A 12,237-nucleotide genomic window follows, 5' to 3' on the forward strand; every position below is an offset into this window, starting at 1 on the left:
CGATCAGTCGATCGGCACGCGTCGCACCACGCCGTCGCGACTGTCAGCCGCCTCCACCTCGTCGCGGGTGACGCCGAGCATGAACAGCACGGCGTCGAGGTACGGATGGTCGAGGGTGGTGTCGGCGACCTCGCGGAGCGCGGGTTTGGCGTTGAATGCGATGCCCAGGCCGGCGGCGGTCAGCATGTCGATGTCGTTGGCACCGTCGCCGACCGCGACGGTCTGCTCCATCGGGACGCCCATCTGTTCGGCGAAGGCGGCCAGCGCGCGAGCCTTGCCCTCTCGGTCGACCACCTCTCCGATCACCCGACCGGTCAGCTTGCCGTCGACGATCTCCAGAGTGTTCGCGCGCACGAAGTCGAGTTCCAGCTCTCCGGCCAACGGCTCGATCACCTGGCGGAAGCCACCGGAGACCACACCGCAGTGGTACCCGAGGCGGTTCAGGGTGCGAATGGTGGTGCGCGCGCCCGGAGTCAGTTCCAGGGACGACGCGACCCGGTCGATGACCTCCGCGTCGAGGCCCTCAAGTGCCTTGACCCGCTCGTGCAGCGACTCGGCGAAGTCCAGTTCCCCGCGCATGGCGGCCTCGGTGACCGCCGCGACCTCGGCTTCGCGGCCGGCCTTGGCCGCGAGCATCTCGATGACCTCGCCCTGGATGAGCGTCGAGTCGACGTCGAAGACGATGACGCGCTTGGCACGCCGCGCCAGCCCGCCGCGTTCGACCGCGACGTCGATCGGGTACTTCGCCGACACCGCGCCCAGCCCCTCGCGGATGGCCGCGTCGGAGTCCTCGGTGTCGACGGCCTTGATCATCAGCTCCAGGCCGGTGAGCGGGTAGTCGGCCACTCCGCGGATGGAGTCGATGTTCGCGCCCTGACGATGCAGTTCGGCGGCCACGGCCTGGAAGGCCTCCGCGGAGATCGGGCGGCCGAGGACCACGACGGCGTGAGTGGAGGCGGCCTGTTCTCTGCCGTGCGGATCGAGGTCGATGTCGACGTGCATGCCGCGGTCGGCCATCTGCGCGGACACCGCGTCCTGCAGGTCCTCCACATCGCCGTCGGCGGTCACCAGTACACCGAGGGTCAGATGGTTGTGAATGACGACCTGCTCCACGTCGAGCAGATCGACGCCCACCGACGACAACGCCCCCATCAGGGAGGAGGTGACGCCGGGATGGTCGGGTCCGCTGACGGTGATCAGAATGGTGCGCTTCGCATCGCTCGTTTCCACACCGCAATTATGGCCGCCACCGACGACTCGCTCCCAGGCAGGTCCACCAACGACGATCAGGCCCGTCCGAGCGAACTCGGACGGGCCTGATCTGGTCGCTGTCGCGACGTCAGTGCTGGTTGCTGCTGCCCCAGCCGACATGGGCTTCGGCGCGCATGCGCTCGACCATGTGCGGGTAGTGCAGCTCGAACGCCGGGCGCTCCGAACGGATGCGCGGCAGCTCGGTGAAGTTGTGCCGCGGCGGCGGGCAGCTGGTGGCCCACTCGAGGCTGTTGCCGAAGCCCCACGGGTCGTCGACGGTCACGACCTCGCCGTAGCGGTAGCTCTTGAAGACGTTCCACACGAACGGCAGGGTCGACAGGCCGAGGATGAACGCGCCGACGGTCGAGACGATGTTCAGCGTGGTGAAACCGTCCGACGGCAGGTAGTCGGCGTAACGACGCGGCATGCCCTCGTTGCCCAGCCAGTGCTGGACCAGGAAGGTGACGTGGAAGCCGATGAAGGTCAGCCAGAAGTGCCACTTGCCCAGGGTCTCGTCGAGCATGCGACCGGTCATCTTCGGGAACCAGAAGTAGATGCCCGAGAAGGTCGCGAACACGATCGTGCCGAAGAGCACGTAGTGGAAGTGCGCCACCACGAAGTAGGTGTCGGAGATGTGGAAGTCCAGCGGCGGGCTGGCGAGCAGAACACCGGTCAGACCACCGAAGAGGAAGGTGACGATGAAGCCGATGGCGAACAGCATCGGTGTCTCGAAGGTGATTCGGCCCTTCCACATGGTGCCGATCCAGTTGAAGAACTTGACACCGGTCGGAACCGCGATCAGGAACGTCATGAACGAGAAGAACGGCAGCAGGACCGATCCGGTCACGTACATGTGGTGCGCCCAGACGGCGACGGACAGCGCCGCGATGGCCAGCGTCGCGTACACCAGGCCCGAGTAGCCGAACAGCGGCTTACGGGAGAACACCGGGAACACCTCGGACACGATGCCGAAGAACGGCAGGGCGATGATGTAGACCTCGGGGTGACCGAAGAACCAGAACAGGTGCTGCCACAGGATCACGCCGCCGTTGGCCGGGTCGTACAGATGCGCACCGAACTGCCGGTCCACCTCCAGACCCATCAGCGCCGCGGTGAGCAGCGGGAAGATCAGCAGGATCAGAACGCTCGTCACCAGGATGTTCCAGGTGAAGATCGGCATGCGGAACATGGTCATGCCGGGTGCGCGCAGACACACGACGGTGGTGATCATGTTGACCGCACCCAGGATGGTGCCCAGACCGGCGACACCCAGGCCCATGATCCACAGGTCGGCACCGACGCCCGGAGCGTGAACGGCGTCAGTCAGCGGGGTGTAAGCGGTCCAGCCGAAGTCGGCGGCGCCGCCCGGAGTGAGGAAGCCGCCCAGCGCGACCAGGTTGCCGAACAGGAACAGCCAGTAGCCGAGCGCGTTCAGGCGGGGGAAGGCGACGTCCGGCGAGCCGATCTGCAGAGGCAGGACGAAGTTCGCGAAACCGATCACGATCGGGGTCGCGTACATCAGAAGCATCACCGTGCCGTGCATGGTGAACAGCTGGTTGAACTGCTCGTTCGACAGGAACTGCAGCCCCGGATGCGCCAACTCGGCACGCATCAACAACGCCATGAGACCGCCGACCAGGAAGAACCCGATGCAGGTGGCGATGTACATCTGACCGATCAGCTTGTGGTCGGTCGTCGTGATGAGCTTGTAGAAGAACGAGCCCTTGGGCTGGACGCGGGCCGGATACGGCCGCTCCGCCTCCACCCGGGTCGTCGGTTGGTCTACCGCGGTCACAGATTCCTCCTCCTCGGCGCCGATTGCGGGCACCGGGCCTGACGGCCCAAAACTCTGCTGTCGTGCCAACTCTGGCGCTAGCGCTACGTACTGATCGTAAACCAGACCGGCGCACCGTTCCGACCGGGTCCTACGATCTGTCGTATTACCAAGATAGACCGCGTTCGTCGCCGCAGGTAGCCCCATTTCACGGCGAGCCGCCGATGCTAGCGTAGGCGGGTGTTCTCCATGCTTGCCCGCTCCCCGCGGCGCTGCGCCGGTGCCCTGGCGACGGCGGTCGCGCTGACCGTCGGCCTCGGCGCCTGTGCCGCCGACGACGACGTCCTGCGCACGCCCGACGGCTCGGTCATCTCCACGACGGTGACCCGGATCGCCGAGGTGAACATCGTGAATCCGGGCCGCGACTACGCCAAGACCTGTCTGGCTCCCACCGCACCCGACCCGGGCCTCGCAGACGTGGCCAGGATCGTCGTCACCGATCCCGCTCTCCTCGACGCGCTGTGCGCGCTCGGCATGGGCGCTCAAGTCACGGGTGTGACCGCGCCGGCCGGGTCGGTCCCGGCCTATCTGGGCCCGCAACTGGCCTCGGTTCCGGCGCTCGGCGACGCACCGGCGAGTTCGGCCGTGCGCACCGCCGCCCCCCAGGTGGTCCTGACCTCGCCGGAGACGCGGCAGCGCCTCGACGCGTTGCGCGGTACCGGCGCGCTCGGCACGGCCCGAATCGTCACCGTCGATCCCGCCTCCGACTGGCAGGCGGCCTTCCGCGCGGTCGCGGCGGGCGTCAGCCGGACCGGGGCGGCGAATGCTCGTCTCGACGAATTCACCACCGAGGCGCACCGCGTGGGACGCGTGATGGACGCACCCCACAGCGAGGTCTCGCTGGTCCGTTTCACTCCCGACGCGGAGATGATCGAGGGCACCGGTTCCTTCGGTGCGCAGATCATGGCGACGATCGGGGTCGCCCGGCCCGCCGCCCAGCGCACGCCCGAGGCGGTGCCCGCCACCGACGCCGACTTCACCGACGCCGACGCCGACCTCATCTATGTGAGCTACGAGGGGCCCGAGGGTCTGGAGCGCGGCAAGCGCGTCCTCCTCAGCGATCGTTGGCTAGACATGGGCGCGCCCACCTGGAACCGAGTCCTCTCCGTCGACGACACCGTCTGGTACGGCACGTCCGGACTGGCAGCGGCGTGGCTGGTGCTCAACGACGTGAAGGTCTCCCTCAACAGCAGTTCCGCGGGCTGATTCCGCCGGTCCGGGCCTCGCGGCGCTCCCGACATCGCCGATGTCGTACCGCTGAGCTACAACTGGTGCCATGACAGCGATCGCCGTGGCCGAGCAGCACAGCCGGGCACCGCTGCGCATCCGCTGGGTTCCCGGGCTCGGGATGGCCGTGTGGCCCGATGCGCCGACCGAACCGGGCACCGTCTTCGGCGACGCGGTCGAGGTCCCCGCGGCGCTCACCGATCTGGTGTCACGCAAGCGGCTGCGGCACACGGTGGAGATCGCCGAACCCGACGGCACGCGCCGGTTCCTTCCGGCATGCGGACTCGGCATGGCGTCGGCTGTCGAGTTCCTCGATCGCTGCGCCCATCTCCGCGTCGGCGGCGACATCGCGTACTACCGTCACCTCCTCGCCTGCGTACGCCGCTATATCGCGTCAGGCGCCGTCGCGCCGAGCACCTGTCTGGTCGGCGGGGTGTACGAGGTGCGCTGGGTCCCGGTACCCGGGGCCGCGTGGCACAGCTGGCTGTCGATCGCACAGGACTCGGCGCCGCCCGCGCTGGCCACCCGGGGAGCTGTCACCGACTTCGTCGCCGAGGCCGTCGACCACGAGTGCCGCCGGCTCCTCGCGGCAGCGGAGGTGACGTCGCCGATACCGCTCATCGCCGGTCTGGCGCAACGAGCGCCCACCGATCTCGGTGGCGAGATCGGACCGCGCAGCGCACAGGCCTGGCACGACTGGGTCGGCACCGCCGGTCCGGGACGCCCCGCACTGGTGATGCGCCTTCACGTACCTCCGGACGAGCCCGACGAGCCGCTGATGGCGCCGGAGCAGGTGCGCTGGCGCCTCGAGGTCTGCCTCCGCAGTCCGAACGGTGAACTCGTCCCGGTGGTCCCGCACCGCCTCGATGCGCACGAACTCGATGCCGTCACCACCGAGCTCGCGACAGCGGTCGGCGCGTTCGGCGAGCTGAGCCGCGCCGAAGCCGATCCGCACAGCCTCGACTATCTGCTCACGACCGCGGTGGTCGACGAACTCCTCGCCCGCGGTGCCGCGGACCTCCAGGCGGCGGGCGTGAACGTCCTTCTGCCGTCGTCGATCGCGGCCGTCACCCCCTCGCTGTCGATCCGTTCACAACAGACGCCCGGCGGCGGAGCCCGGCCCGGATTCGTCGGCCTCGACGAGATCTCGGATTTCGAGTGGCGGCTCGCTCTCGGCGACGCCCCGGGCTCCCGAGAGCTGTCATCGTCCGACATCGAGGAACTCGCTCAGCAGAGCGGCGATCTCGTCCGGCTCCGCGGCACGTGGCTCCGCGCCGAAGGCGCCGCACTGGGCCGCGCCGCGGCCTTCGTCGCGGCCCAACGTGCGCTGGCGCCCGGCGACCAGGCGCCCACGATGGCCGATCTCCTGGCTCTGGTGACCGAGCGCGACGACACCCTTCCGGTTCCGGTCACGACGGTCTCCGGCCTCGGCTGGCTCGACGACATCGCCGCGGGCGGGACCATCGTGCCGCCGTCGATGCCCCCGCCGTCGCGTCTACGCGCCGAGCTTCGTCCCTACCAGCAGCGCGGACTGGAGTGGCTGACCGCGTTGGGCGCCATCGGGGCAGGCGGCGTCCTCGCCGACGACATGGGTCTGGGCAAGACCGTGCAGGTGATCGCGCTGCTCACCGCCGGCCGCGAGCGCGACCCGGAATCGGATCCGGCTCTGGTGGTGTGCCCGATGTCGGTCATCGGCAATTGGCAACGGGAGTTGTCGTCGTTCGCGCCGCATCTGCGGGTGGTGGTCCATCACGGCACCGGCCGATCGACGGAGCGGATCGCCGAGAACCGTGCCGACGTGGTGCTCACCACGTTCGCGACTCTCGCGCGCGACCGTGATGCACTGGCGGCGTTGACATGGAAGGAACTCGTCGTCGACGAGGCTCAGCACGTCAAGAACGTCCACACCGCGGCAGCGAAAGCGCTGCGCGCCGTCTCGGCCGCCCAGCGGGTCGCGTTGACCGGGACCCCGGTCGAGAATCGGCTGGAGGACCTGCGGGCCGTGATCGATCTGGTGAATCCCGGCATGCTCGGCACCGCCTCGAAGTTCCGGGCCCGGTTCGCCGAACCCATCGAGCGCGACCGGGACGCGCGAGCCGTCGCCCGGCTGTCGGCCGTGACCAAGCCGTTCATTCTGCGCAGGGAGAAGACCGATCCGACCATCGCTCCCGATCTCCCGGAGAAGACCGAACTGATGGTCCGCACCAACCTGTCCAGTGAGCAGGCAGGCCTGTATCAAGCCGTTCTGAACGAATTGCATGAGGCACTCGCCGATACCCAGCAGGGCGGCCCGCGCCGTCGGACGGTCCTCGCTGCCCTGACCCGGCTCAAGCAGATCTGCAATCACCCGGCGCACTACCTCGACGACGGCTCGGCCATGCTGCGGCGGGGCCGCCATCGATCCGGCAAGGTCGAACTCCTCGTCGACGTCCTGACCACGCTGATCGCCGAGGGCGACCGCGCGCTGGTCTTCACCCAGTTCGCTGCGTTCGCCGACTTGCTCTCGACCTGGCTCGAACCGGTCCTCGGCGCCGCCGTGCCGGTCCTGCACGGCGGTGTCACCCGCAGCGGGCGTGACGAGATCGTCGAGCGGTTCGCCGCCGAGGACGGTCCGCCGGTGCTTCTCGCCACACTGAAGGCCGGCGGAACGGGCCTGAACATGGTGGCGGCGAATCATGTCATCCACGCCGATCGATGGTGGAATCCGGCGGTGGAGGATCAAGCCACCGACCGTGCTTACCGGATCGGGCAGACGCGCAATGTGCAGGTCCGGAAGTTCGTGTGCGTCGGAACGCTGGAGGAACGGATCGACGAGATGGTCGCGGCGAAGCGGGAACTGTCGCGCCTGACGGTCAGCACCGGCGAGTCGTGGCTCACCGAGCTCGACGACGACACCCTGATGGATCTGCTGGCTCTGCGCGAGGAGGCTGTCGCCGAATGAGATCGGAGCGTCCATGAGTCCCGGCAGACGGCGGACGAAGGCCGCAGTCCGCGGCTACGGCATCACCGGCTGGTCGCGCGCCTTCGTCGGCGTGGTGGAGTCGGGTGCCGATCACCGCCGCATCACCGGCGCCCGTCGATACTTCCGAGAGCGGCACGTCGAAGGTCTTCGGATCGGGCACGGTGTGGTGACGGCTTCGGTGCGCGGCAGCCAGCTCGACCCCTTCGACGTCCGGCTCGAGATGCGCACCATTGACCCGGAGACCGTCGTGGAACTGCTGCGCCGAACGGGCAGCACCGACGACCTGCTCGACCTCGCCCGCGGTGAGCAGCCGACCGGACTCGGCGAATTGATCGCACCCACCGAGCCGGCCGACGTGACGTCCGACTGCAGTTGCCCCGACGACGCTCCCCGATGCACCCATGTCCTGGCGGTGTCGTTCGAGGTGGCGGCGGAGATCGACCGGCGTCCCACCACGCTGCTGACAGTGATGGGCACCGACCTGCCCGAACTGCTGGCGGTGGTGCAGGACGGCGACCGACACGCGGCGGTGGGCGACGACGATCCGCTCGTCGCCGACGACCCCTACGGGGACCACCGTCTGCCGCCCGCTCCCCCGTCGTTTCCCGCCGTCGACCCGCTCTCCGACCTCGACCCGACGGCCCTGCGGCAGGCGCTGCGCGCCACCGGGGTGCCGCTGACCGAGGTCGGCGAGGCCCTCGACGACCTCACGACGTACTACGACGTGCTGACCGGCCGGCGCTGACGGGCGCCGGACCGGCCGCAAGAGGTCAGAAGTCCCAGTCCTCGTCTTCGGTGTTGACAGCCTTGCCGATCACGTACGAGCTGCCCGATCCCGAGAAGAAGTCGTGGTTCTCGTCGGCGTTCGGCGACAGCGCCGACAGAATCGCCGGGTTCACGTCCGTCTCGTCCTTCGGGAACATCGCCTCGTAGCCGAGATTCATGAGGGCCTTGTTGGCGTTGTACCGAAGGAACTTCTTGACGTCCTCGCTCAGCCCGACCTCGTCGTAGAGTGCCTCGGTGTAGTCGGTCTCGTTGTCGTAGAGCTCGAACAGCAGCTCGAAGGTGTAGTCCTTGAGCTCCTGACGACGCTCCGGCGTCTCCACTTCCAGCGAGCGCTGGTACTTGTAGCCGATGTAGTAGCCGTGGACGGCCTCGTCGCGGATGATCAGCCGGATCATGTCGGCGGTGTTCGTGAGCTTGGCGCGCGAAGACCAGTACATCGGCAGGTAGAAGCCGGAGTAGAACAGGAACGACTCGAGCAGAGTCGAAGCCACCTTGCGCTTGAGGGGATCGTCGCCACGGTAGTAATCCATGACGATCTGCGCCTTGCGCTGGAGATACTCGTTCTCCTCCGACCAGCGGAAGGCCTCGTCGATCTCCTTGGTGGAGCACAGCGTCGAGAAGATCGCGCTGTAGCTCTTGGCGTGCACCGACTCCATGAAGGCGATGTTGGTCATCACCGCTTCCTCATGCGGGGTCAGCGCATCGGGGATGAGCGCGATGGCGCCGACGGTTCCCTGGATGGTGTCGAGCAGGGTGAGCCCGGTGAAGACGCGCATGGTGAGCGTCTTCTCGTAGTCGGTCAGCGTTCCCCACGACTGGATGTCGTTGGACACCGGCACCTTCTCCGGCAGCCAGAAGTTGCCGGTCAGTCGGTCCCAGACCTCGGCGTCCTTGTCGTCCTGGACTCGGTTCCAGTTGATGGCCGAGACCCGGTTCACCAGCTTGACCGGTGCGCCCTCGGCAGGACTAGTCGATGTCATCGTCATTCCTCATTCGGTGTAGTCGGCGACTGGATCTCGTTGTGCGACAACAGCTCACAACATGCAGCTGACGCAGCCATCCACTTCGGTCCCCTCGAGCGCCATCTGACGGAGCCTGATGTAGTACAGCGTCTTGATGCCCTTGCGCCACGCGTAGATCTGCGCCTTGTTGACGTCCCGCGTGGTCGCGGTGTCCTTGAAGAACAGCGTCAGGCTCAAACCCTGATCGACGTGCTGGGTCGCGGCCGCATACGTGTCGATGATCTTCTCGTAACCGATCTCGTACGCGTCCTGGTAGTACTCCAGATTGTCGTTCGTCAGGTACGGAGCCGGGTAGTAGACGCGGCCGATCTTGCCTTCCTTGCGGATCTCGATCTTCGACGCGACCGGGTGAATCGAGCTGGTCGAATGATTGATGTAGCTGATCGAACCGGTCGGCGGCACCGCCTGCAGATTCTGGTTGTAGATGCCGTACTGCTGCACCGACGCCTTGAGCTCACGCCAGTCGTCCTGGGTCGGAATGTGGATGCCCGACTCGAACAGCTGCGCGCTCTCGCCGTCACGGCCCGCGCGTGCGAACAGGTCGCGCACCTTCTGAGTCTTCGGTTCCCACACCTGGTCGATGTATTTGTCGAAGAACTCACCGGTCGCATACGTGCTCTTCTCGAAGCCGGCGAACGCCGTCCCGCGCTCCTTGGCGATCTTGTTCGACGCGCGGATGGCGTGGAACAGGACCGTGTAGAAGTACATGTTCGTGAAGTCGATGCCCTCTTCGCTGCCGTAGAAGATCCGCTCACGAGCCAGGTAACCGTGCAGGTTCATCTGGCCGAGGCCGATGGCGTGACCCTCGTCGTTCGCCCGCTTGATCGACGGCACCGACTCGATCGACGTCTGATCGGCGACGGCGGTGAGTCCGCGGATCGCGGTCTCGATGCTCTGGCCGAAGTCCGGCGAGTCCATCGTCTTGGCGATGTTCATCGATCCGAGGTTGCACGAGATGTCCTTGCCGACATGCGAGTACGTGAGGTCCTCGTTGAACTCCGACGGGGTCGAGACCTGCAGGATCTCCGAGCAGAGGTTGGAGTGCGTCACCTTGCCCTCGATCGGGTTCGACCTGTTCACCGTGTCCTCGAACATGATGTACGGGTAGCCGGACTCGAACTGCAGCTCAGCGAGCGTCTGGAAGAACTCCCGCGCCCTGATCTTCGACTTGCGGATCCGCCGGTCCTCGACCATGGCGTGGTACTCGTCGGTGACGTTCACGTCCGCGAACGGCTTGCCGTAGACGCGCTCCACGTCGTACGGGCTGAACAGGTACATGTCGTCGTTGTTCTTGGCGAGCTCGAAGGTGATGTCCGGGATCACCACGCCCAGCGACAGCGTCTTGATCCGGATCTTCTCATCGGCGTTCTCACGCTTGGTGTCCAAGAAGCGGTAGATGTCGGGGTGGTGCGCGTGCAGGTACACGGCACCGGCGCCCTGACGCGCGCCGAGCTGGTTGGCATAGCTGAACGAGTCCTCCAGCAGCTTCATGATCGGGATGACACCGGAACTCTGGTTCTCGATGCGCTTGATCGGCGCGCCGTGCTCGCGGACGTTGCTGAGGAGCAGCGCCACGCCCCCGCCGCGCTTGCTCAACTGCAGCGCGGAGTTGATCGATCGGCCGATCGACTCCATGTTGTCCTCGATGCGCAGCAGGAAGCACGAGACCGGCTCGCCGCGCTGCTTCTTGCCCGAGTTCAGGAAGGTCGGCGTGGCCGGCTGGAACCGGCCGTCCATGATCTCGTCGACCAGATTGCGCGCGAGCGCGGTGTCGCCGTCGGCCAGCGTCAGCGCCACCATGCAGACGCGGTCCTCGAAACGCTCCAGGTAGCGCTTTCCGTCGAACGTCTTGAGCGTGTAGCTGGTGTAGTACTTGAACGCGCCCAGGAAGGTCGGGAACCGGAACTTCTTGGCGAAGGCGTGCCCGAACAGCAACTTCACGAACTCGCGGTCGTACTTCGCGAGGACCTCGGGCTCGTAGTAGTTCTCCTTGAGGAGATAGTCGAGCTTCTCGTCGAGATCGTGGAAGAACACCGTGTTCTGGTTGACGTGCTGCAAGAAGTACTGGCGGGCGGCCTCACGATCCTTGTCGAACTGGATCCGACCGTCCGCGTCGTACAGGTTGAGCATCGCGTTGAGCGCGTGGTAGTCGAGGTCGCCCGGCTCGTGGCCGGCCGGACCCGTGTGCACCCCCGACTTGCTCGCCGAGACGGTGGATTCGCTGACAGAAACTGCGGTGGGCGACACTGCTTCTCCCTGGTGAAACTGAAGTTTGCGTACTTGACGGAAACTGGTGGTCCGGAAACTGGTGAGCGCGGGCAGTCAGGCGGCCCGGCCGGTGAACGCGGAACTCGCGGCGAACTGAGCCAGGCCCGCGCGCACCCGTTCGACGTCGTCGGTGGTTCCCATCAACTCGAAGCGATAGAGGAACGGCACCTGGCACTTGTGCGAGACGATGTCGCCCGCCAGGGCGAACTCCTCGCCGAAGTTGGTGTTGCCCCCGGCGATGACGCCGCGGATCAATGACCGATTCTGTTCGATGTTCAGGAACTTGATGACCTGCTTGGGCACGTAGCCTCCGCCCGCATGAGCGGTGACGCTGCCCGCATCGCTGATCTTCCCGCCCCCGTATGTGGGCGTGATCAAGATGTAGGGCTCGTCCACCCGGAACGACGACGTGCGGTCGATGAGGGGGATCCGGACCGCGCGGAGCCCCAGCTTCTGAACGAAGCGGTGGGTGTACTCCGACACCGACGAGAAGTAGACGATGAGCGGATTTCGGGTTTCAGTGTCGGCGGCCATGTGGCTCGCCTCCGTCAGGCCGCGTTGGTGGCGAGCGACTTGATGCGGTCGGGACGGAAACCCGACCAGTGCTCGTCGCCGACCACGACGACCGGCGCCTGAAGGTAGCCGAGCGCCATCACGTAATCGCGAGCCTCGTCGTCCTGGCTGATGTCCACGACGTCGTACTCCAGGCCCATCTTGTCGAGAGCCTTGTAGGTCGCGTTGCACTGGACGCAGGCGGGCTTGGTGTAGACGGTGATGGCCATCGATGAACTCCCTTGAGATGAATGATCTGCTGCGAGCGACTTGCTTGACTTCTCTGACCGGATCTCCTGCTTTCGCAGTGAACGACACCGCCGTAATTCGGTCGA

At 66.5% G+C, this 12,237-nt stretch carries 9 protein-coding genes; 3 read left to right on the forward strand and 6 right to left on the reverse strand.

Annotation, left to right across the window (positions count from 1 at the left end):
• Window positions 1–3 precede the first annotated feature (3 nt).
• The gene (serB, locus tag P5P27_RS13655; protein WP_006895876.1) at window positions 4–1,230 is read right to left on the reverse strand and encodes a phosphoserine phosphatase SerB; all 1,227 of its coding nucleotides are present in this window, start codon (window positions 1,228–1,230) and stop codon (window positions 4–6) included.
• 109 nt (window positions 1,231–1,339) lie between these two features.
• The gene (gene ctaD / locus P5P27_RS13660; protein ID WP_045537067.1) at window positions 1,340–3,046 is read right to left on the reverse strand and encodes an aa3-type cytochrome oxidase subunit I; all 1,707 of its coding nucleotides are present in this window, start codon (window positions 3,044–3,046) and stop codon (window positions 1,340–1,342) included.
• A 228-nt stretch (window positions 3,047–3,274) separates the two neighbouring features.
• Here ctaD and P5P27_RS13665 point away from each other — a divergent pair, with 228 nt between their 5' ends.
• The 3 genes from P5P27_RS13665 (at window position 3,275) to P5P27_RS13675 (ending at window position 8,019) form a co-directional block, all read left to right on the forward strand.
• Window positions 3,275–4,291, forward strand: coding sequence for an ABC transporter substrate-binding protein (locus P5P27_RS13665; protein WP_278127447.1), 1,017 nt, complete (start codon window positions 3,275–3,277; stop codon window positions 4,289–4,291).
• A gap of 70 nt (window positions 4,292–4,361) precedes the next feature.
• On the forward strand, window positions 4,362–7,253 hold the full coding sequence (locus P5P27_RS13670) for a DEAD/DEAH box helicase (protein ID WP_278124449.1): 2,892 nt from the start codon (window positions 4,362–4,364) through the stop codon (window positions 7,251–7,253).
• Between the two features lie 13 nt (window positions 7,254–7,266).
• Complete coding sequence (locus tag P5P27_RS13675) at window positions 7,267–8,019, forward strand: SWIM zinc finger family protein (RefSeq protein WP_278124451.1); 753 nt, start codon at window positions 7,267–7,269, stop codon at window positions 8,017–8,019.
• A 25-nt stretch (window positions 8,020–8,044) separates the two neighbouring features.
• On the opposite strand, the gene nrdF is transcribed toward P5P27_RS13675, so the two are convergent.
• The 4 genes from nrdF to nrdH form a co-directional block, all read right to left on the reverse strand.
• On the reverse strand, window positions 8,045–9,040 hold the full coding sequence (nrdF, locus tag P5P27_RS13680; RefSeq protein WP_039867217.1) for a class 1b ribonucleoside-diphosphate reductase subunit beta: 996 nt from the start codon (window positions 9,038–9,040) through the stop codon (window positions 8,045–8,047).
• A 54-nt stretch (window positions 9,041–9,094) separates the two neighbouring features.
• A complete protein-coding gene (nrdE, locus tag P5P27_RS13685) occupies window positions 9,095–11,329 on the reverse strand; it encodes a class 1b ribonucleoside-diphosphate reductase subunit alpha (protein ID WP_006895870.1) in 2,235 nt (744 codons plus the stop codon).
• A 75-nt stretch (window positions 11,330–11,404) separates the two neighbouring features.
• Window positions 11,405–11,884, reverse strand: a complete 480-nt coding sequence (gene nrdI, locus P5P27_RS13690) for a class Ib ribonucleoside-diphosphate reductase assembly flavoprotein NrdI (RefSeq protein WP_045537024.1) — start codon at window positions 11,882–11,884, stop codon at window positions 11,405–11,407.
• Window positions 11,885–11,898: 14 nt separating this feature from the next.
• Entirely contained in the window at window positions 11,899–12,132 is a 234-nt protein-coding gene (nrdH, locus tag P5P27_RS13695; RefSeq protein ID WP_006895868.1) for a glutaredoxin-like protein NrdH, read from the reverse strand.
• Window positions 12,133–12,237: the final 105 nt, after the last annotated feature.

This window comes from Gordonia sihwensis, assembly GCF_029632925.1.
Lineage (GTDB): Bacteria > Actinomycetota > Actinomycetes > Mycobacteriales > Mycobacteriaceae > Gordonia > Gordonia sihwensis.

Bases quoted from the DNA above. Each gene is read 5' to 3' on its own strand.
- P5P27_RS13665 (WP_278127447.1), top strand. From the start codon at position 3,275: ATGCTTGCCCGCTCCCCGCGGCGCTGCGCCGGTGCCCTGGCGACGGCG.
- P5P27_RS13670 (WP_278124449.1), top strand. From the start codon at position 4,362: ATGACAGCGATCGCCGTGGCCGAGCAGCACAGCCGGGCACCGCTGCGC.
- P5P27_RS13675 (WP_278124451.1), top strand. From the start codon at position 7,267: ATGAGTCCCGGCAGACGGCGGACGAAGGCCGCAGTCCGCGGCTACGGC.
- nrdF (WP_039867217.1), bottom strand. From the start codon at position 9,040: ATGACATCGACTAGTCCTGCCGAGGGCGCACCGGTCAAGCTGGTGAAC.
- nrdI (WP_045537024.1), bottom strand. From the start codon at position 11,884: ATGGCCGCCGACACTGAAACCCGAAATCCGCTCATCGTCTACTTCTCG.
- nrdH (WP_006895868.1), bottom strand. From the start codon at position 12,132: ATGGCCATCACCGTCTACACCAAGCCCGCCTGCGTCCAGTGCAACGCG.